A 21,813-nucleotide genomic window follows, 5' to 3' on the forward strand; every position below is an offset into this window, starting at 1 on the left:
GGAGAAACATGAGTTTTGGTGATAAAGTCATTGATTTATTCATGCCAACTAAGAAAGAGAATAGCCAAGGCACCGGAGAGCCAACAGGTAGCAAAACCAAACCAGCGGGCGAGAATTTTACCAAACTAATTGATCGTGATAGCTTGCATTCACTGTTCCCATTCAGTTGGGAACAGTACCCCACCTACGTGCAGTCGGGTGAGAACTTTATTCGAGTATTAGCGATTGCTGACTATCCCAAGCGAGTGTACGGCAACTGGTTGTCAGAATTGAAGCGCAAAAAAGGCGTTATCGATATTGTGCAATATATCGACAGCGCCAGTAACAATTCAATGATTACCTATTACAAGAAGACGATTCAAAATAAGGAAGCACAGAAGCTCAATACGTTCGACCCGTATAAAAAGAAGATTCTGCAAAATTATATTGATTCGGCCAATATGCAACTAGATAAATACCTCGATAATTCTACCACATTTGTCTATCAACATATGCTCATTTATCTGCGGGCCAACAGTTTAGCGGAATTAGATGACTTAACCGAAAACGTTAAAAATACGCTGATTAAGCTACAAATGAAGCCCCTCGTGCCTGTTAAGGCCACCTTCCAAGCTTTTTGGTCAACCATGCCAATTAACGAGAACCTTATGGGGGATTACACCTATAAAGAAAGTAATACCGAAGTCGCCAGCAGTATGTTTCCCTTTGATGACGCCGAGATTTTGGACTTAAAGCCCAGGAGCGATATTGAAGGAGTTAACAAAGACACCAACAGTTTAATTGCCGTGGATATGTTGGATCGCAATAAGACCCTGAACCAAAATCAAGTCATTATCGGAACTTCCGGGGTCGGCAAGACCACCTATATGATTCAGAAAATTCTACGCTACGCCATTCAAGACTATCAAATCTACATTATTGATCCGGAAAACGAATATACCAAGATTGTCGATGCCCTGGGTGGGGCAGTCTTGCACTTAACTTCTAATGCGAAGTACAAAATTAACCCACTACAAATCTTTTCCGAGGAAATCCTAAGCGCTGATGAAGCAGTCACAAACCTTGATCTATTGGTCAAAGATAAGATTCAACGACTAAAGGGATTCTTTGAAGTCCTCAAAACCGGGATTACCCAAGTTGAATTGGCAATCCTTGATGATGTTGTTAAACAGGCTTATGTCAACAGTGGCGTTTTGAAATATAGCCGCTTAAAAGAGATTAAAGACGATCAGTGGCCGACCTTATCCAATGTCTATGACGAGTTGGCAAAACTAGCTGATAAGGACGCTGACAAATTCAGTCGGGTTAAAGACTTCTACTACATCTTAGGCAGTTATACCCATGGTTCTAACAGCCTATTTGATGGACACACCAACGTCAACTTAAAGGGCAAGGTCATTTCCTTTGATTTAAAACCGCTGCAAAGTGAACAGGAAGTCCAATCAGCAGCCTATCTGAATACTTTTCAATATTTGTGGGACGAAATCACGAAAGATCGGCATAGCCGCAAGAAATTGTTTGTTGACGAATTTCATTTTCTGACCTTGCACAAAGCGGCCGCTACCTTTTTCCATCAAGCCTATAAGCGCTTTAGAAAGTACAATGCCGGGGCGATTGCCGGGACGCAACAAATTCAAGATGTGATTGAAGGAACGACAGATACTGGGCAGAACATTGGTGAAGCCATTATTGGGAACTCCTATACCAAGGTATTCTTTGGCCTTGATGGTAAAGGCGTTGATGATGTGATTATGAAACTACGCATGACGTTCTCGGATAAGGAAAAGAAGTTATTAGAACGCCGTAGACAAGGTGAAGCCCTGATGATCTATGGTAGCCAACGCGCTTTTATGCGGGTGGAGCTGACCGAAGAAGAATTGCGGTTAATCGACCCAGAAGCTTACCAAGAAAAATACAACCGTGAGACCGCCACACAACCGGATTATCAAAAGCGCGTGATCCTGACACCAAGTGAAATTGACGCCTTGACCACCACCGAAGAGGAAGGAGGGACTTTAAATGAGTAAAGCAAACCAGCTATTGAATATTGAGGTTGGCACGTTCAAACGACAAGGAAACAAGTTAATCCTCGAACTCAATCACAATCAATTTCGATACGACCAATTAAGTGAGCTACACGAATTAAAGCAAGCTGATCCCAAATTCTTGCAGTTAGTCAACTTGGTTGAACAAGACCAGAAGGTCGTTTTAACTTATACCTTGCCAGATAAGGTCAAGTCACTAAAGGAATTACCCCATGAAAATAAGGCGATCCGGTCAGCGATTGCAAAGGAAATCATGAGACAGGACGTGGTCACGGATAGTCAGTACCATATTGCGTTGAACCCAGCCAATCTATGGTATTACCCAATGCGACACGTTTGGTACGCTTATCGCGCCAATGAACTCATGCCTTATGATGATAAGCACAGCAACTTAGCTAAGTACAAGGCTTTAATTCTATTTTGTTTAACGGGGACGCCATATGAACGGCTATTGAGCAACCCTAAAGAAGCCCTAGCCAAACACCCTGACGAGTATTTACAACAAGTGGCTAAAGCCACGTCGTTAGCCGAATTAAAAGAAGTGGTTAACGGCATTGAGGATTTTGTCAGTTACCACGAATGGCAAGCAGTTGAACAGAACCAGCAGAAAAACAAGCAACGTTTTTGGTTAAGTGTGGCTGGGATTGCGATTGTGGCAGTGGTGGCCGTCGGTTTAGTTCATAAAAGTGATGAACGGAAGTATCAGAGTTTGGCTAATCAGAACCAAGCCCAGGTCACGCGATTAAGATATAGCGGGAAAATTCAGACTGCTTTAAATGATCAGAAGTGGTCAGAAGCCCAAAAAGCCATGCAAAAGGCCGGGTACAGTTCAAGTAAGCAAGCCCAAACATTCCTAAAGCATAAACAATACCAGCAAGCCTTAAAGGTTGATCCAAGTCAGTTGAACAAGGTTGTTAATGCGGCTTATGCCAACCAAGATAGCAGTCAAGTGGCTGATTGGCAGTTACCAACTAAGGCGACGAGTAAGCAAAAAGATCAATTGAAACTCGAAAAAGCGATTGTTAATTATGATACCAATACGCTTAATAACCAATTATCCTTTACGACGAACGCTGATGTTTTATTGAGAATGGGACAAGCCTTCCTAGCCCATAACGATACGCAAGACGCCCAGACCGTCCAAACCAAGTTAGCCGGCGTGAACAGCCCTAAAGCTAAGTATTTAAAAGCACTGTTAAGCCTCAATTCCGCTAAGAACGAAGTTAGCGACGCGCAAAAGAAATTAGACGACGCCAATAAAATTGATGGCAGTAAAGATAAGGACAAAGACAAGAAGGTGGCTTCGGCTAAGTCGGACTTAAAGAATGCGCAAAGCGACCAATCAGCAGCGCAAAAACAAGTTGATCAAGCCAAGCAAAAAGTGGGTGATTAAATGCAGGTACTGTCGTTTGAATATAAGAAAAAGAAGTGGAAGCTGATTGCTTATATTGTGGGCGGCGCCATTCTGCTAATCGTCTTGCTAATTGCGGCAGTCACAGGTCAATTGCAAGAAAACAGTTGTGATAATTCGACTACCGCAACCCAGACCCAGCTTGATAGCAAGGACATGACGTCCAATGCTAAAAATATCTATGTGCATTGGAAACAGAAGTATGGCGCCACCCCGCAAGCGGCCGCCGGTATTTTGGGGGTGTTACAACTAGAAAGTCGGCTTGATCCAAAATCTGTTAATTCAAGTTCCGGTGCCACGGGCTTAGCCCAGTGGTTAGGTGGCCGAAAAGATAAACTGGAAGACTTAGCTCACAAAGAAAACAAACCAGCCACAAATCTCGGAGTGCAATTAGATTATCTCGACCAAGAATTGAACAGTAGTTACTATGCGTCAAATAAGAAGATATTCAAATACACGGACGTGCACAAAGCGACCAAAGACTGGTTGATGGATTTTGAGGGCATGAGCAAAAACCCGGAGCAATGGTATTTAAGCCAAAGATACGGTTATGCCGATCACTGGTATTCCGTGTTTGGTGCCAGTGATCCAGTAGCGGGCAATACCTTAGACAACGCGAGTTCCGGAGATCTGACCGAGCTAGGTTGTGATAGTGACCCGAGTTATTCCGGCGGTAGTATCGTCAAAAACGCGGAAAGCATGAAGGGGGACTTCTACTATGTGCAAACGCACCCCAGCCCCGATTTAGGCAGTGATTTAAAGAATCCCAGCAAAACTGGTGGCACGGATTGTTCGGGCTTTGTCTGGTTAGCGCTTAATAAAGCTGGTTACAAGGTACCGGCCAACATGGGCTGGTTTACCGGCACGATGGCTAGTGACGCCAAGGGCAGCCATCAATACTTGAAACAGATCAGTGAAAATGACGCGAAAGCCGGCGATATTGTGATTGTCAATCAAGGCGCCGGCGCGGGAAACAACGGCCATACGGCCATTCTGTTAGGCAAATGGCAAGGCAAAGCCACCAAGATTATTGAGCAAGGTGGGACAGGCGACAAGGTTAATGAAAGCACCTTTGGCACCGCCTTTTATAGCTTACTAAGTGGTGGTGATGTGACGTTAGCCCGGCCAATCAAGAAGTAAGGAGGGAGAAACAAATGAAGCGGAGCATGATTTTAAGTGTGGTGATTGGCAGCTTGATCTTAGTTCTGTCATTAGGGGCGAATGCCTATCAACATAGTCAAGTTAAACAGGCGCAACAGCAGATCACGCGCTTACAACAACAGAAGCGACAAGTTAGTCAGCAATTGACTAAAACCAACCAACAAAAGCAGTTATTGAGCACCCAAATTGACAGTTATAAGACCTACCAAAATAATAAAGACAAAAGTCCGGCTGAACTTAGCTTTAATACGGTGGTCACCAAGTTCTTTGACGTCATGAATAACTTTAAGCCCAAGACCTACGGTCAGCGTAAAAATGGCGTGAAAGACTTGATTTCCGACAAGCTCTATCAGCAATACTTTGCCAATAAAGGGACGTATGGCGATAGCAATAGTGTTTCAGCCAAGTTAAACCAACTGAATCTGTATACACAAAGTAAGCAGGGGCAAAACATGAAAGGCTTGGCGGTTGTTAGTTACCAAAGTAAGAGTGGCGACAACGACTGGCAAAAGGCGACGGTACTTTATCAAGTGACTTTCGATACCACCACGGATCGAATCACCGCGGTCCAAAATTTAGGTAGTAGCTTTAAAGCCAGTGACCTTAATTAAACGGGTTGGTAAAGCCCTAGCGGTAATCGTGGTGGTTTTAGCCGTTAGCGGGTTTGCTGGTCATCAATATGTCAACCACGTGGAAAAACAGCGACCGGTCATGACATTAGCTAAGTACCCTAAAAAAGTGTTGTTCTTCTATCGCGATGATTGCCCGGATTGTCAATCCATTTTTCACCGAATCTATTGGCACAACGCAATTAGTCATAACGTTATTTTTATCAACATGAATCAGCCGCAGAATCGCCATTACATTCAGAAGTATCAACTAACGTCGGTGCCAACCTTGATCCATTGCAAGCAACGGTACTCCGGAACCAACCAACAAAAGATTAAACAGATTGTAGGTGATTAGATGAAAAGTAAACTCTTAAATGCCGTTAAAGCTAGTTGGCCGTATCTACTAACGCTAATCATTGGCTTGTATTTAGCGGAGATTTTAGCTGGCTCTGTCATGGCCTTGTCGCGCTATAAACTAACTTTTGCCGATCATATGCCAACCGTATTAAAACAATTAGCCTTACACCCTTGGCACTATTACAACTTGTATTTAGGCCAAAAAAATCCGGTATTAATTATTGTCAGTGTGGCGGTGATCCTGTATACCATCTACTTTGCCTTGAAGCGAAACAGTAAGCACAAGGCTTGGGAAACAGCCGATACTGAAACTCACGGGAGCGCAACGTGGGGGAATTTAAAAGAATTGAGTGACCATTACTTTAGTATCAATACTAAAGACCTCACCACAGCATTTAACAAGAGTACCAAGGCCGAAATTCTCAAATCATTAGTGGATCGAAAAAAGTCAGCGAAAGGGGGAGATTAACATGAATGGCACAATTTTAGGAATCGTGGATAAGCAGGTTGTTTATCAGAACAACTCAACCAAACCAAATCGGAATATCTTTGTGGTTGGGGGCCCAGGATCGTATAAGACCCAGTCAGTCGTCATTACCAACCTGTTTAATGAAACGGAGAACAGTATTGTCGTCACCGATCCGAAAGGTGAATTATACGAAAAAACGGCCGGGGTTAAGTTAGCCCAAGGTTATCAAGTCCATGTCGTAAACTTTGCCAATATGGCACATAGTGACCGTTACAATCCCTTTGACTATATTCAACGGGATATTCAAGCCGAAACCGTCGCCACTAAGATCGTCCAGAGTGAAAATGCCGAAGGTAAAAAAGATGTGTGGTTCAGTACCCAACGGCAACTTTTGAAGGCACTAATCCTGTTTGTCATGAACCACCGGTCACCAGAGCAACGAAATTTGGCGGGCGTAACGCAAGTCTTACAAGAAAATGACGTCGAGGCCGAAGAAAAGGGCGCAGATAGTCCGCTAGATACCTTGTTTCTTGATCTAACTATGACTGATCCAGCGAGACGCGCTTATGAGTTAGGTTTCAAAAAGGCGAAAGGGGAAATGAAAGCCAGTATTATTGAGAGCTTACTGGCAACCATTTCGAAGTTTGTCGATCAAGAAGTGGCCGACTTTACCAGCTTTTCAGATTTTGATTTAAAAGAGATTGGCAATGCTAAGGTTGTCCTGTACGTGATTATCCCGGTGATGGATAACACTTACGAAAGCTTCATCAATCTGTTTTTCTCACAATTGTTTGATGAATTATACAAATTAGCCGCCGATCATCACGCTAAATTGCCCCATCAAGTTGACTTTATCCTTGATGAATTTGTCAATTTAGGGAAGTTTCCGAAGTATGAAGAGTTCCTGGCAACTTGCCGGGGGTACGGTATTGGTGTGACGACCATTTGTCAGACCTTAACCCAGCTACAAGCCTTGTACGGCAAGGATAAAGCCGAAAGTATCTTAGGGAATCATGCCGTTAAAATCTGCTTGAATGCCGCTAACGACGTGACCGCTAAATACTTTAGTGATCTGTTAGGAAAATCAACCGTGAAAGTCGAAACGGGAAGTGAGAGTACCAGTCATAGTAAGGAAGAAAGCCATAGTAAGAGCGATAGTTACAGCTATACGAGCCGTTCCCTGATGACGCCCGACGAAATCATGCGTATGCCCGAAGATCAGAGCTTATTAATCTTTAGTAATGCGCGGCCAGTCAAAGCTACAAAAGCGTTCCAATTTAAACTATTTCCTGGCGCTGATCATTTAGTTAACTTGTCACAGAACGAGTATCAAGGCCAACCAGAAGCCAGCCAAGAAACCAATTTTAAGAATAAGGTAGATAAGTGGAATCAGACAGTTAAAGCACGGCACCAAGCCAAAAAAGACGATCAGACAACTGATGATGAAGAAGACAAGTTGCAGGACAACATCGATCAAGAATTAGAGACTAGACATAAGAAAATGCTGGGATAAGGATTATAGAAGGAGAGTAACTTATGAAATCATATAGGAAATATATAATCGCTGTAATGACAGTATTGTTGATTGCTATTGGTCTAACTGCTTGTGGGAAGTCTACAGCGCAAGACTTGCAAAGTCATCAATGGACGTTTGCTTCCAGTAAAGATAATGGTACGGCCACTACTGCAAAATTCTCTAAAGAAAACCTAACTCTGTCCCAGGCGGGATTTAGCGAGGTATACAGTTACAAACTGACTAAGCGAAACGGTGATGAACAGATTAAGTTCGTTGGTAAAAATAGTGTTTCAGGCAGCACAGAAACACGCTTGTTTAAGATTAAAAAGCAGTCAGACAAATATAAACTAACACCAATTAATACACTGGCTAAAAGCGATACTGGTACGGTATCACTCATTTCCAAATAGACAAAGGAGGGATTTAAAATGACAAATATCATTCAATCAGCCATTTCACACTTTTTCGAATGGCTCTTGTCTGGACTATTGGACGGCTTATTCAATATCTGTAAGGCAATCATTGACCAAGCCAACCAAAGTTTACCGATTGTTAAAACGTGGTATGCCATCTTCTTGTCATTTGCGACATCGTTAGTTGTTGTGGTTGTACTTGGTCGCATTGTGATGACAATTCTAAAAGAAGCAGACGAAAGTACCGATGTTACTTGGGCCAATATTATTATGGACGGGATTAAATCAGCGGCTGTGATCCCAGTGTTCGTGTTCTTACAAGGCTTTATTCAAAGTTCAATTACCTTTCCGCTCCTAAAGTATATGTTTAGTTCTGATCAGAAATTCACGGCCAAATCGATTACTGGCATGAATAAAGTTCCTGGGCTAAAAGATGTTGGCATTTCGCTACCCTTACAGATTTTATTTCTACTAATCTTCACTGTCGTAACCGTCGTGTTCTTTATCAAAATGTGTGTGTTTGTGGCTGATATGGCTTGGTATAACCTGACGATTCCTTTAGCGGCAATGAGCATGGCGACTGAAAGCTTTGATTATAGTGGCACGTGGTGGAAGAAGTACATTTATTACAATGCGTCCATTATTAGCCAGGTGCTTTGTATGTCACTATCAGTCTGGTGTTTCACTAATATGGCAAAGTATGGGTTTATTGCCTTTATAGCTTCAATCGGATTCGGTTTCCTGGTGGTCAAAACACCTGACGCCGTTAAAGACTTTTGGGCTTCAACCGGTGTGACTAAAAGTGCTGGTATGGGCGCTATGAGAATGTTTCAAAATTATTTCCGTAATCACTAGGAGGGATACGTAGTTATGAAAAAAATCGCACACTGGTTATTGGAAAAAGCCAAAAAAGATATGCGAACCGACCCTTTTGCAACACCTTCACGGCGGACTAAGTTGTCTTACTATTTTGATAACTTAGTTAGCATGGTCTTCTATATAATGGGAATTTACCTCATGTTAATGGATTTATACCAAGAGCTTTTCACGGCGAACCATACCGATTTTTTAGGAACTGCGCTAATGGCCTTAGTTTTACTGCTGGGTGGCTTATTATTCCGTTGGTCAGCCTATGCAGATCTCAAAGCCATCAACCGGTATCAACATTATTTGAAGCAACAATCGATAGTGCAACAACAAGAATTGCGACGTGAAACTTGGTTGAAAGCGGCTGAACAAGGTAAAACAGAATTAGAACGGAAGCTTAATCGCAAGGAGTGAACGAATATGACCACTGTTATCTTAGCTGAAAAACCTAGTCAGGCCCGTTCATACGTTCAAGCCTTTCAAAAGAGCACAAAAAAACAGGGTTACTATACGGTTAGCGACCCTGTCTTGCCCGCAAATACGCTTGTCACGTATGGTCTCGGACATTTAGTTGAACTAGCCACACCGGATAAGTACGATCAGAAATATCAGCAATGGGCCTTATCTAATTTACCGATTTTCCCCGATAAATACAAGTTTGAAGTGGCAGCTAGTAAAAAAGCCCAATTCAAGATTGTTAAAGACTTATTAACGAAAGCCGATACGATTATCGTCGCTACTGATAGTGGCCGAGAGGGTTCTAATATCGCCTGGTCGATCATGAACCAAGCCCATATTGATGTTACAAAGAAAACGATTAAACGTCTTTGGTTAAATAGTTTGGAAAAAGACGCCATTATTACCGGCTTTAAAAATCTTGGTGATTGGCACAAAGACTATTTGGCTTATAAAGAAGCCCAAACCCGTCAAATTAGTGATTGGTTGATCGGTATGAATGGCAGTCCTTTATATACTTTATTATTGAGACAAAATGGGGTGCGTGGGGTGTACTCAATTGGTCGCGTACAGACGCCAACTTTGTATATGGTCTATCAAAGAGATCAACTCATCAAAAACTTTAAGCCCGAACCCTATTTTGAACTGAATGCGGAAATTTTAGCTAATCGGCAAAAATTCGAGGCAAAATTAGACCCTTATCAGCGGTTTAAAGACGAATCAGGGCTAATGACATTTATGCAGGCTAAACACGTTCAGAAAGGCTCACAGGCCGGTTTAATCAAGAACGTCCAAAAGCAAGGCAAAAAGCGTGCTAGTCCGCAACTATTCTCGCTATCCAGTCTGCAAAGTGCCATGAATAAACGGTATCACGCCAGTGCCAGCCAAACCTTAGCGGCCATTCAAAGTTTGTACGAAGACAAACTGCTTAGTTATCCACGAACCGATTGTGCTTATATCACTGATGAAGAATTTGCGTATTTAGTGGCTAATCTGACGAAGTATCTGGGTTTAGTCTCTAAGCAAGTCTCTTTAACTAATACCACGCCGAATAAGCGCTATGTCAACGTTCAAAAGGTCGAAGAACATTATGCCATTATCATGACTAAAGTTGTGCCGACGAAAGAGAAATTAGCCAGCTTGCCCAAAATCCAGCAACAAGTCTATGATTTGGTGTTACGAACCACGTTAGCAATGTTTGCTGATCCTTACGAATACGAGGAAACCACTATTATCACCCAGGTTGGCGACGCTAATTTTAAAGCAACCGGGAAGGTGCCAACTAAGCCAGGTTGGCAGGCTTTATTTGATGAAAACAAAGCCGACCAGCAAGCCGCCGCCACCTTACCGCTGGTTCATCAAGGCGATCAAGTCCAAGCCAACCTGCAAACGCCGCAAAAAGAAACAACACCACCGGTACCCTTTACCGAAGGTACCCTGATTACGGCAATGAAGACGGCCGGTAAAACGCTTGATGATGAAGAAGCCCAGGCAATTCTCAAAGATGTACAAGGCATTGGGACAAGTGCGACCCGGGCGAATGTGCTCGAAGTGTTGAAGAAACGCGGCTATCTCGTCACTGAAAAAAATAAACTGCACGTCAGTGAAGCCGGAATTACTTTATGCAAAGCGGTTGAACTCGAACCATTGCTGACTAGTCCGGAAATGACAGCTAAATGGGAAAAAGCGTTACAACAAATCAGTACCGAAGAACGCACCCCAGCTAACTTTTTAAGTCAAATTAGGAAGTTTGTGTCTAAATTAATTGCTGATGTACCGACCCAATTAGCAGGAAATTCAGCGATCAAACAACAGATTAACCACCAGCAGCAGGCACAAAAATCCGCCGAGGTCTTCTTAGAAACCCCACAAGCCACCGTGTTAAATAAACAAAAGTTTTACATTGTAAAGCCCAAACAAGGGGAAGACTTTACCTTACCCAAGAAATGGAGCAGTAAGACCCTCGGTAAGACCGCAATTAAAGCGTTGGTCACTAAAGGGGAAACCAGCAAATTAAAGGGGTTCAAAAGCAAAAAAGGGAAGTCATTTGCGGCCAAGTTAAAGCTTGACGGCCATAAATTAAGTTTTGACTTTGATTAGACCTTACCTACCGCCTTCCACGACGTTCCAGTTGGTGAACCCGTCATTTAGGATTACTTTTACAGACCAAAAGTAATCTTAAACAACGGGTGAGATTAGCAAAGCAAAGGAGATTATCAAATGAACAATGAATTAGCAGTCACTGGTAGCGAATTACCCGTTTTGCAGACTAAAGAAACCTACAAGTATTTAAAAGAAATCACTGGTAATGGCGCTTATTATCAAGTCGCTTGGCAAAAATTAGCCGACGGCTACGTCGCTCTTTATGGCACAACCCCGATTCAAATAAGATCGGTACCAACCCTGAACGATATTTTTGAAGATGAGGAGGGGTAGACAATGCCAAGTAAAGCCGACGTTAAAGCCTGGAAGGCGCAACTAGTTGCCCAAGCTGAACAGCAAATTCTAAAATTAACTGATAGTGACCGATTTAAACAGTATCTTAATACCCTGGCGAAATTCCACCAATACAGTGCTAGAAACATTGATTTAATCTATGCTCAAAATCCGCAAGCGACCCAAGTCGCAGGCTTTAAACAATGGCAGACTGATTTTAACCGCACCGTTAATAAGGGGGCTAAGGCCATTCGAATTGCTGCCCCGATTATTAAGAAATTAACCCCCGCTGATCAAAAGCGACTTGATACCACCGACGAACGTGCCATTGTCGGTTATCGTTATCTGCCCATCTTCGATATATCACAAACTAGTGGTGACCCAGTCCTAAGTGCTAAAGATTTTGTCAAAGAAAACTTGGCCGATCATCAGAATGTGACGAGCTTGTATAACGCGTTCAAAGATTATTTAAACCAACAAACCGATCTGCAAGTCAGTGAGGCACCCTTAGCGAAACTAAATGGAGCTAAAGGGTACTTTCAACCTTGCACTAATAGAATCGTCATTGGTGGTGATGAACCTGACAATGCCCTAAAATTAAAGACGTTGTATCACGAATATGCGCATAGTCAGCTACATGGGTTAAAAGCAGCTTTTAAAGATCGCCCACGAGCCTATCAGGAAACCCAAGCCGAAGCGGTCGCATATGTTGCCATGCAAAATATTGGCGTTGATACCAGTAACTACTCACTTGGTTATGTGGCTACCTGGGCTAAAGATAAAGCCGTGATCCATAGTGCTTTGAGTGAGATCCAGCAAGTGAGCAACAAAGTGATTGCGCTTAGTGACGGGTTAACCAAACAATTAGGCTTACAGGAAGCGCAAAAAGATCCTGAACATGACCTCAAAAAGCGATCAGCCCAGGAACTTAATCAGTCGTATCAAGGCTTGCAACAACAAATTCAACAGGCAACTAGTCCACAACAGAAAGCGCAATTTAAAAACCAGTTAAACGATGTGCGCCAAGAAATTAGTGATCGAACACAAAAGCAACTCAAAATATTTGCTGAACAGAATCCGGAAATCAAACAACCCGAATCCGAACTTGATCAAAGTTTAAAACGTTAGCCAGTTTTTAAAGGGCATGCTATAATGTAATAGAAAAAGGAAGCCCTGCTGAAGACAGGACTTCCCATGCAAGCCGCTTCAAAGGCGGTGGCGAAGTTAATAAGACAGCATTAAGCTACCCTGTAACCTACCAAAGTTACGCAGGGCGGCTTTTTTATTTGTGGTGCTTGTCGATATAGCTGAGTAGCGCGATTAAAAACGTGCCAAACAGCAACATCAACGAGAGTGTCTGGAAGACGCTCATTGACTGTGAAACCTTCCTGAAGATTATTCCATGTTCCCATGGGCCTCACCTCGCAAGGGAAAAGACAGCCACCGTCCTTAAAACTTCTTGCGTAATCCATTATACAGGTGAATTAAGTATCGACCAAGCACAATAAAAATTAAGTCAGGGGTTTTCTTAGGATCCTTAATTTGATCAAATTAAGAATCAGCAAAACATCTTTTGTAGATACCCTTTTTTTAGTTCTTGTAGTTTTTCAAGCTTACGCTGATGAAGGGTGATGAGGTGATCGAGGTGACCAAAAAAGTCAGCAATTTTTCTTTGTTCAGTAATCTCTGGGGGAAAGCTAATAGTAAGCTTGGCAAGATCTCCTAAATATATGCCCGGTTGTGCAGATACCACTTCATGAGTAACTAAGTCTTTCTGGAAAGCAGACGTGGTTAATAAATCTCTTAGAAAAAAAGAATCCATAGTTTTCGGTCGCATATAGGCAACACTTCGTTGAAATGTAAGACTGCTCGGATCCTGTAGTACCGCAGATTTTCCGATAGATCCAACAATAGTTAGCAAGACATCTCCGCGCAGCAAACTGAAGGTCTTATGAATCGAATTGAATTCTGCCTGCGATATTTTTCTATCGGAATCATCAATTACAACTTGCCCGCCCTTAATATTTTTTGCACTAAGTAGGTATGGGCCTGAAAGTGAATCTTTATGAGTTCCATGTGTGCCATCTTTAAGTAAAGAAAGGATACTTCCCAACTTATGCTGTTCCCAAGCGTCAGCAAACCCTGCAAATCTTAATTGCGGGAACTTGCTACCATTTTCGGGAAATAATTTCTGCAAATAGCCCTGTTTAAGTTCCTTAAGCTTAGCTAACTTACGCTGGTTGACTGCGATGAGGTTATCGAGCTTATTTAAAAACTCTCCAATCTTGATTTGTTCTGTTTTCTCTGGTGCCGATGTTTTGATTCTGCTCAGTAAAGGATATTTCAAATTCCACGTATCAGACGTAAGCCCTTGTGAATTTCGTTGAAATATTTGTTTCATCTCTGTTTGCTTGAATTGATAACCGAAGAATGTTGAACTCTCCCCATTTGCCGGAACAAGGACCGTATACGCAGGGCTCACAATGCCATCATATTTGGAAACGCCGCTGGCAGCCTGCCACATACGCATAGAGTTATATGCAATATCGTCTTTCTTTACAACCTTGTAATTTGATTTATCTGAGCTGGAATTATCCTTACGGTCGAGGCTGTTTGCTAACACAACACCGTTAGCAATCGTGACGGATAACATTTCGCCATCACCTGAGCGGTCTGCTCTTTCAGAAAAGCGTTCACCCAATCTACGTTTTTCCCAAGGGTCAGTGAAACCTTTAAATCTTAATTGCGGATATTTAGCTTGGTTATCCTTCATTGTGGGCCTCCGATTTTGACTGGTCATTAACGTGAGTGGCTACTAACTGGCTAGCTAATTCATTAAAGGCTTGTTCATTCTGAATGATTTCCTCGTCCAATTGCTTCAGATCAGCTTTAACTTGGTCCAGATCGATCTCGGGTTCCGGTTCAAACGTATCAACGTAGCGCGGAATATTTAAGTTGTAGTCATTCTCCTTGATTTCCGCTGGTGAGGCCACGTGGGCATATTTATCGACATTTTGACGGTTTTGATAAGTGGTCACAATTTTTTGAATATTCGCTGCCGTTAGCCTATTTTGATTCTTATCCTTTTCAAATTCCCGGGACGCATCAATAAACAAGACGTCGTCAGTGGTCTTGTGTTTCTTTAAGACCATGATCAATGTCGGAATACCAGTGGAATGAAAAATATTGGCGGGTAGTCCAATAATGGCATCAATCCGGTTATCTAACAGGAGCTTCTGGCGAATCTTGCCTTCCTTAGCTCCCCGAAATAACACGCCATGGGGTAAGACGATACCCATAGTCCCATGTTCCTGCAAATGATAAAAGCCGTGTAGCAAAAAGGCAAAATCGGCTTTAGATTTAGGCGGTAAGACGCCATAGTCGCGGAAGCGGGGATCAGACAAACGTTTGTCACTATTATCCCAGTGTGCCGAGTAGGGCGGGTTCATGACGACCGCATCAAATAAGTAAGGTTCGTCAACCGGCCAATCTTTACTTAACGTGTCACCATTACGTAAGTGCATATCGTCGTACGAGACGCCATGTAACATTAGGTTCATACGGGCCAAGTTATAGGTCGTGGTGTTCAATTCTTGGCCGTGATAACTCACTAAACTGGGGTCTTGCACATGTTGTCCCACATTTAACAGCAGTGAACCGGACCCAACCGCTGGATCATAGACAGTCCGAACTTGGTTATCACCTGCATTATGCTGATAAGTCACAATCTGGGCAATAATGTCGGACACTTGCCGCGGGGTATAAAATTCACCCGCTTTTTTACCAGAATCACTGGCGAATTGCGCGATTAAGTATTCATAGGCGTCACCTAAGACGTCGCCTTGATGATGAACGAGATCAATCGCATTCAAAGCTAGCATGGTATCACTAATGGTTTGGTTCCGTTGTTGTAAAGAACTGCCCAATTTACTACTACTTAAATCCACATCGGCAAACAAGCCCGAAAAGTCTTGTGCTGACGATAGATTTTGGGTCGACTGTTCCAGATCATGAAGTGCTTGGGATAAATCATCTAACGCAAAAGTATGGGCTTGAATTTTGCCAATCAGGGTGGCGTACAAGGCCTGGGGTTGAATTAAATAGCCGAGTGTGTTTTGCAAATACTCAACTAAACTGGGCTGCACCGAGACGCCTTCCAACTTAAATTGAGGATCCATATATTGAGCATATTTCTGGGTGACATTTTCGGTTTCACCCGCCCATCCACTAAAGGTAGTTAAGGTTTTCTCGGATAGAAACCGATAAAAAATTAACCCCAATAAATAATTTTTATATTCGGAAGCGTCCATTTTTCCGCGCAAGACATCGGCCGCACTCCATAGGGAACTTTCAAGCTGACTAGCTTGAGTGTTTTTTTCTGACATTGTTTAACCTCACTTATTTTTGTAAATAGATTGCTAAATCGTGTTCAATAAACTGCCGCCAAGCGGCTTGGGATTTAATCCGGTATAGTGGCAAAATAGCTGGAATCTTCGGTCCAGTGGCAGTTTGAGCTTGTAAGGCCGCTGCTAAATTCGCTGACTGCGTTAATTCTTGTTCATGATGCCATTCATCAGTCCCCACGGTATGTTCACGCGCCACCCGCAATAGGGCTGCTTGATCTAAGCCCCACGTGTGGGCAAAGGCCGTCGTTTTTTGGACCAATTGTCTCCGGGCGTAATCAGCCACCAACTCCCTAGCATTCAACGCTATTGGAGCTTGATTTTGACCACTCTGTTGCTGAGACTGTTGCAGTTGTTGCTCAATATAGGGCATGGCTTCGCGAATTAACTGGGCCTGTTGCGGTTGCGTTTCCGCCAATTTATTCAAACTAGCCTGTACTTTGGCACTATTTTGCAGGTAATCCGTCATATGCGCTTGGGCCTGATCGGGTGTCGAGTACTGTTGCTGTTCATCAATCCAGTCTTGAATTAATTGCGTCAAATAATCATAGTCCACCAAGACGACTGAGCCAACGGCTAAGGAAAAATCTAAGGCGGCTAATTCTTCCGGGACTTTCTCAGGCTCTTTGTTAGTAACCGCCGCCTTAATTCGCAGATATTTACCCGTATAGGATTCTACTTCGGGCTGAGCGATCCCAAAAGTTTTTTCACTATTTTTCCAAGTGAAATCGTTGTACATCGATAGCGAGTTCAATTGTTGATTCACTTGGCGAAAGGCTTTCACAAATTGCACCTTGGCAGTGGTTCCTTTAAGGTCATCGGCAGCCGTCGGCGTCGGGGCAATGGCTTTTAAATCCACCACAGCCTTTTGAAATTTTAAGACGGCCTGCTGATAAGTGGGACGAATGATGACATTAAAGGAGCCTTCACCACTATATAACTTGTAAGCTTCACGTTCATTAGCTTCCATGATTGCCGGCACCCGAAAGGTCACAATTTGACCTTCTTGTTTTAATTCCCGGTTTTGGAGCCGGTTGGTGCGTGAATAGGCTTGAATAAGTTCTTGATAGGCTAAGGTGCGGTCGACAAAGAGCGTGTTTAGCCGAGGGGCATCAAAGCCTGTTAATAACCGCCGCACCACAATCACTAAATTAATTTCCTGATCCGGTTTCAAATGAGCAAAGACCGCCTCACGCCGGGCAGCCCGTTTTGCGACATCTTCGTTATAGAGATTCAAATCGGCTAAATCAAAATTAGTGTGATACTGCTGATTATAATCTTTTAAAATGGTGGCCATTTGGTCATGTTTTTGCGCACTCTGATCTTCGTTTTCACTTAATGAATAAGTAATCGCAATGCGGGGCCAATCAGGATCTAGCTGATTGTGAGTAGTCTTTTTAGCGGCTTTAAAGGCTTGATAATAGCGTTGCGCCATTTCAATGGAACTGGTGGTCAAAATAGCATTATAGTTTCCATGACCCAAACTCGTTTTACGTGGGCCTTTTTGTAAAATATATTGAACAACTTGGTTAATATGTTCATCGGTCTCAAAGTCAGCCGGAGTTAAATATGTTTCTTCCAAGTCCTTGACTGACATCGCTTGAATCTTGGCTTGAATTTTTGTTTCATCAGCTGTACTCAGCAGCCGTCCTTGTTTATCACGACGAGCTTTAACACGATTAGTTTCTTTTTCAAGGGCACGGGTTATTAACGTGTCTTTGCCAATCGTCGTTACGTGTTCCACGTTAAACGGTAACACCGCTTGGTCCTCCAAGGCGTCTCGCAAGTTATAAACGTGACAGACTTTACCAAATAGCTCCTCAGTCGTAACTGCTAGATCACCCTTGAGCTGTTTCTTATTTTCGTTAAAGATGGGGGTGCCGGTGTAACCGTACCAGTTACTATTAGTAAACGCTGCGCGAATTTCCTTTTGCATCTTACCAAACTGCGACCGGTGGGCTTCGTCAACAAAGAAGATCACCCGTTGCTTTAAAGTCTTACTAAAGCGGGATTGCTTACCGGTTGCCAGCTGAGCTTGCGTTTTTTTGACCGCCCGATGGAGTTTTTGAATCGAGGTGACCAAGACTTTACCGTCATTTTGTTGCAACTTACGCATTAAATCACCGGTACTTTGCGCTTCGTTAATGGCAATATCGTCATTAGCGGCATAGGCACTAAAGTTGCTAGTCGTCTGTTCGTCTAAATCCCGCCGGTCAACTAAAAAGATGACCTTATCGACACCAGGATCTTGCGCAGCTAATTTAGCGGTTTTATATGAGGTGAGTGTTTTACCAGAACCCGTGGTATGCCAAACAAAGCCATCTTGATGGTCATGAATCCGGTGCATGACAGCCTCAATGGCATAAATTTGGTAGGGCCGTAAAAGAATTAGGCTTTGCCGCTCTTGGTCGATGACCGTATATTCACTGACCATTTTGTGGGCCATGGGAATATTAAGGACTTGGCGCGTGAACGCTAAGCCGTTTTCCACGGGGTGATTATCCCGCGTTCGCCAATTAAACAAAAAGGCTTTATTGAAGTGATCCGGTTCGGCATTCGCAAAATAGGCCGTACTATCTGGTGTCATAATCACAAACATTTGCAGCAGCGAGTAAATCCCCGTATATTTACCTTCTTGCGCGTATTTTTCAATTTGATTAAACGCCTGGTTAAGTTCGACCGTGGCTTTTTTTAGTTCCAATTGAATTAAGGGTAACCCATTAATCAATAGGGTTACGTCAAAGCGGCGATCAGGATCGACGTCTTGAGTACCAGCTAACCGTGGCCGGACCGCTTGCCGCACCACTTCATAACTAGATTTACCGCCAGCGACGTCCGCTTTCCAAAACAACTCCAGCGTCACCGTGCCCAGCTTAGCATCATCACGTTCAACTTCAACTTTGCCAATGCCATTTTCGGCGGCTAATAATTTAGCCGCTTCGTAAGGTGTTCGGACTTCAATCGCCCGTTTGACTTGATTAAATTCAGTATCCGTTAAAGGGCGTCCCTGCAATTTGGCATAGTTATTGTTGTTTAATTTATCGCGAAAATTAGCCCACAATTGATCCGGTGTCGCACCATATAGGTCTTTTCGTTCCACCCATTGGTTACTTCCGGTCGTTAAGGTTTTAACAACTTCTTTTTCAAACGACAGTTCCAACATAAAGACAGTCCTTCCCCCACTTTTAAATTACTCACTATTTTATTATACGCGAACCGCTTGACGTTTAGGCTTCATAATTTAATATAGCCGGGATAGAATAAAGCTGGAATAGATAAATAACTAAAAAATAGGAAACTAATATTAATCAACCCCTTAAATTCGAGAGAGCTGTTCCAATAAATTTATTATGGTTCTCATAACGCAAATTTAAGAATACATTTCGTGATGTTCTTGCTTGCGATATGTCTCGCTCTTATCAACAATATAACTAATATAAGGCAAATTACAAGTTTAATCCGAACAAGCCCGGAAACTTTCAATGGCAGTCTGTTGATGATGGATTTTTAATGGTCGTTGATTAATAAGCTCAAGTGCTGCCAGGATTTCATCAGTCGTTATCTGGTCAAAGTTAGTCTTTTTCGGGAAAAACCAACGTAACCGTCGATTGAAATATTCATTGGATCCCCGTTCTCATGGTGAATACGGGTGACAAAAATAAACTTTAATCTGATAGTCTTGTTCTATGGATCGATAATCGGCAAACTCCTTACCATGATCAACAGTTATAGATTTCACTTGGGAACCGAAGGTCCCCATAAACTTTCCAAAGGTATCATTTAAGGCCTTGGCGGTGCGATTAGGGGCTTTGATAGCCCATAGAAGCCGGGTTTTACGTTCTACAAAAGTGACCAAACATGCTTGTGACTGACCTCGGCTAGAAAGTACCGTATCGACTTCCCAATGACCAAAAGCTAATCGCTGATTGACAGATTTTGGTCGTTGTTCAATGGAAGTCCCACTTGTAAATGTGCCACGATGCTCATTAGCTCGGCGCTGTCGGACATTTCGATTAGGTAGATCAGCCAAGTTGAAAGGTAACCAGCCAAGCTTAAGCCAGTTATAAATTGAAGCGGTGCTCAGGTTAAAAGCTGTCGCAATCGCTTCTGGTGACCAAGTTAAACGTAGGTGGTTGGTAATTAAAATTGTCAATGATGGCGTTAGAATTGAATGGCGACCACAAGCCCGCCTTTTATGATCTGCGTCTTGTTGCGCTAATTCGGGATCATAGGGTTTGACCCGATCTAATTCATAGCTAATAGTTGATTTGGCAACGCCTAAGGCGTCAGCCATATCTTGGTAAGTATGATGGCCTTCACTGACCAGTTGAGCTAGCGCACCACGTTGAAAACGTGATAAAGTAGAAGTACCCAAAGTAATCACTCCTTATAGCTGGTTGGAATTAACTACTACCATTGTAAGAGATTGCTTTGGGCCTTTTTTTATTTTTGTTCGGATTAATTATAGAATTTGCCACAAACAAAATTAATTATGATATTATGAGCATGTAGCATATATTGATTGTTTTAACATCGATTTTATGTGTTGAGGAGGCTTTTTATGAAAAAACGAAAAATAACAGTTTTAAGCAGTTTTTGCTTGTTCGTAATAGGAATCAGCCTCATGTTTTTACTTCCAAGTACAGTGCTCGCAAAGTCAGAAGGAAAAGTGGTGAATGTAAAATTAACCACCGCATTAAAATTGCTCAAACAAAAGAAAAGAAAGATAACGTATGTCCTCTATGCTTCTAGATACTGCATTCATTGTCAAAAAATGAAAAAGATTTACCGACAAGCTATTGCTAAGCATCCTAACAAGGAAATCTTTAAAGTCGATTTAGCTAACGAACCTAATTCTAGCTATAAAAAATTAAAGGGACTGCATGTAAATGCTATACCAACTTTAATAAAATACAATGGCACCCATGAGGTTACACGTTTAGTTGGAGAATCCAAAATTTCAGTAGTAGACAAGTTCTTACAATAAGGGTTCCTTAAAAATTAGAGGAGTTGTTGATTATGAGTAAGGCAAAACATTTTAAAAAAATATTTATCGGACTACTAATGTGCTCAGTTACTGTATTACTTGGCTCGTTCTTATTCCCAATTAATGGTTCGGCTAAAACTAGAGTTGGATCTTATTACCATAATTTAAATACAGAGCTTAAATATTCAAACTTGAGTGCAAAGGTTTCGTCTTTGAGCTCAAGCAATGCACAGCAAGATGTTTCTAATTTAAATAAAAGTGAGAAAATAAATAACTATTTAAATAATATAAAAATTTAAATAAAAGTGAGAAAATAAATAACTATTTAAATAATATAAAAAAACGTGGTTATACCAATGACCAAGACGCAGTCACACCATATAATTATCGTGCAACATCCTCAGTAGATCCTTCTATATCAACGGATGTTGTTTATAATATTTACAAAAATAATGACAAAAATACTACAATATTAACTCAAACGGTTGTTGATAAGAGCAATAATAAGGTTGTAAGCTTCTCTGCTGAGCAAGGTACTACTAAGAGCACATCACCAAAAACCGAATTTTCCGCCTCAAACAATGAACTGAATCAAATTAATATTCTGGCGAAAAAAAAGACAAAGCATTTTAAATTTCATGGCAAAGAATTTTCATGCGGTATGGCTGGTGTGTTAGCTTG

19 protein-coding genes and 2 pseudogenes are annotated in these 21,813 nt (G+C 42.2%); 16 read left to right on the plus strand and 5 right to left on the minus strand.

Annotated features, from left to right (window positions below):
- Positions 1 to 8: 8 nt before the first annotated feature.
- The 13 genes from IWT5_RS11015 (at position 9) to IWT5_RS11075 (ending at position 12,870) form a co-directional block, all read left to right on the plus strand.
- Positions 9 to 2,027 carry a VirB4 family type IV secretion system protein gene (locus IWT5_RS11015; protein WP_089109995.1) on the plus strand — a complete coding sequence of 673 codons (2,019 nt, stop codon included), beginning with the start codon at positions 9 to 11 and terminating at the stop codon, positions 2,025 to 2,027.
- Positions 2,020 to 3,438 (plus strand): conjugal transfer protein, encoded by a 1,419-nt coding sequence (locus tag IWT5_RS11020; RefSeq protein ID WP_089109996.1) that lies wholly within the window; start codon positions 2,020 to 2,022, stop codon positions 3,436 to 3,438. The genes IWT5_RS11015 and IWT5_RS11020 overlap by 8 nt, the downstream gene beginning before the upstream one ends.
- Entirely contained in the window at positions 3,439 to 4,596 is a 1,158-nt protein-coding gene (locus tag IWT5_RS11025) for a phage tail tip lysozyme (protein WP_089109997.1), read from the plus strand.
- Positions 4,597 to 4,610: 14 nt separating this feature from the next.
- Positions 4,611 to 5,228, plus strand: a complete 618-nt coding sequence (locus tag IWT5_RS11030) for a hypothetical protein (RefSeq protein WP_089109998.1) — start codon at positions 4,611 to 4,613, stop codon at positions 5,226 to 5,228.
- Entirely contained in the window at positions 5,215 to 5,583 is a 369-nt protein-coding gene (locus IWT5_RS11035) for a thioredoxin family protein (protein ID WP_089109999.1), read from the plus strand. Before IWT5_RS11030 ends, IWT5_RS11035 begins: the two co-directional genes overlap by 14 nt.
- Positions 5,584 to 6,054 (plus strand): conjugal transfer protein, encoded by a 471-nt coding sequence (locus IWT5_RS11040; RefSeq protein ID WP_089110000.1) that lies wholly within the window; start codon positions 5,584 to 5,586, stop codon positions 6,052 to 6,054.
- Position 6,055: 1 nt separating this feature from the next.
- Positions 6,056 to 7,567, plus strand: coding sequence for a VirD4-like conjugal transfer protein, CD1115 family (locus IWT5_RS11045; protein ID WP_089110001.1), 1,512 nt, complete (start codon positions 6,056 to 6,058; stop codon positions 7,565 to 7,567).
- A 23-nt stretch (positions 7,568 to 7,590) separates the two neighbouring features.
- On the plus strand, positions 7,591 to 7,980 hold the full coding sequence (locus tag IWT5_RS11050) for a hypothetical protein (RefSeq protein ID WP_089110002.1): 390 nt from the start codon (positions 7,591 to 7,593) through the stop codon (positions 7,978 to 7,980).
- A gap of 18 nt (positions 7,981 to 7,998) precedes the next feature.
- A complete protein-coding gene (locus tag IWT5_RS11055; protein WP_054757442.1) occupies positions 7,999 to 8,838 on the plus strand; it encodes a conjugal transfer protein TrbL family protein in 840 nt (279 codons plus the stop codon).
- Positions 8,839 to 8,853: 15 nt separating this feature from the next.
- The gene (locus tag IWT5_RS11060; RefSeq protein WP_089110003.1) at positions 8,854 to 9,264 is read left to right on the plus strand and encodes a hypothetical protein; all 411 of its coding nucleotides are present in this window, start codon (positions 8,854 to 8,856) and stop codon (positions 9,262 to 9,264) included.
- Positions 9,265 to 9,270: 6 nt separating this feature from the next.
- Positions 9,271 to 11,406 (plus strand): DNA topoisomerase III, encoded by a 2,136-nt coding sequence (topB, locus tag IWT5_RS11065; RefSeq protein ID WP_089110004.1) that lies wholly within the window; start codon positions 9,271 to 9,273, stop codon positions 11,404 to 11,406.
- A 120-nt stretch (positions 11,407 to 11,526) separates the two neighbouring features.
- Positions 11,527 to 11,742, plus strand: coding sequence for a hypothetical protein (locus IWT5_RS11070; protein ID WP_089110005.1), 216 nt, complete (start codon positions 11,527 to 11,529; stop codon positions 11,740 to 11,742).
- 3 nt (positions 11,743 to 11,745) lie between these two features.
- A complete protein-coding gene (locus tag IWT5_RS11075) occupies positions 11,746 to 12,870 on the plus strand; it encodes an ArdC-like ssDNA-binding domain-containing protein (RefSeq protein WP_089110006.1) in 1,125 nt (374 codons plus the stop codon).
- A 154-nt stretch (positions 12,871 to 13,024) separates the two neighbouring features.
- On the opposite strand, the gene IWT5_RS12440 is transcribed toward IWT5_RS11075, so the two are convergent.
- The 5 genes and pseudogenes from IWT5_RS12440 to IWT5_RS11110 all read right to left on the minus strand — a co-directional run bounded on the left by IWT5_RS12440 (position 13,025) and on the right by IWT5_RS11110 (position 20,520).
- Positions 13,025 to 13,114 carry a putative holin-like toxin gene (locus IWT5_RS12440; RefSeq protein ID WP_021353390.1) on the minus strand — a complete coding sequence of 30 codons (90 nt, stop codon included), beginning with the start codon at positions 13,112 to 13,114 and terminating at the stop codon, positions 13,025 to 13,027.
- 186 nt (positions 13,115 to 13,300) lie between these two features.
- On the minus strand, positions 13,301 to 14,515 hold the full coding sequence (locus IWT5_RS11090; RefSeq protein WP_225360280.1) for a restriction endonuclease subunit S: 1,215 nt from the start codon (positions 14,513 to 14,515) through the stop codon (positions 13,301 to 13,303).
- Positions 14,505 to 16,127 (minus strand): type I restriction-modification system subunit M, encoded by a 1,623-nt coding sequence (locus IWT5_RS11095; protein WP_089110008.1) that lies wholly within the window; start codon positions 16,125 to 16,127, stop codon positions 14,505 to 14,507. Before IWT5_RS11095 ends, IWT5_RS11090 begins: the two co-directional genes overlap by 11 nt.
- A gap of 13 nt (positions 16,128 to 16,140) precedes the next feature.
- Positions 16,141 to 19,308 (minus strand): type I restriction endonuclease subunit R, encoded by a 3,168-nt coding sequence (locus IWT5_RS11100; RefSeq protein ID WP_089110009.1) that lies wholly within the window; start codon positions 19,306 to 19,308, stop codon positions 16,141 to 16,143.
- 291 nt (positions 19,309 to 19,599) lie between these two features.
- Positions 19,600 to 20,520: pseudogene (locus IWT5_RS11110) on the minus strand (IS30 family transposase).
- 186 nt (positions 20,521 to 20,706) lie between these two features.
- On the opposite strand from IWT5_RS11110, the gene IWT5_RS11115 reads away from it, so the two are divergent.
- The 3 genes and pseudogenes from IWT5_RS11115 to IWT5_RS12490 form a co-directional block, all read left to right on the plus strand.
- Complete coding sequence (locus tag IWT5_RS11115; protein ID WP_034529862.1) at positions 20,707 to 21,132, plus strand: thioredoxin family protein; 426 nt, start codon at positions 20,707 to 20,709, stop codon at positions 21,130 to 21,132.
- Positions 21,133 to 21,164: 32 nt separating this feature from the next.
- On the plus strand, positions 21,165 to 21,431 hold the full coding sequence (locus IWT5_RS11120; protein WP_089110010.1) for a hypothetical protein: 267 nt from the start codon (positions 21,165 to 21,167) through the stop codon (positions 21,429 to 21,431).
- Positions 21,432 to 21,442: 11 nt separating this feature from the next.
- A pseudogene (locus IWT5_RS12490) lies at positions 21,443 to 21,813 on the plus strand (putative immunity/bacteriocin fusion bifunctional protein); the annotation flags it as partial.

Source organism: Secundilactobacillus mixtipabuli, from assembly GCF_002217925.1.
In the GTDB taxonomy this organism is placed as follows: domain Bacteria; phylum Bacillota; class Bacilli; order Lactobacillales; family Lactobacillaceae; genus Secundilactobacillus; species Secundilactobacillus mixtipabuli.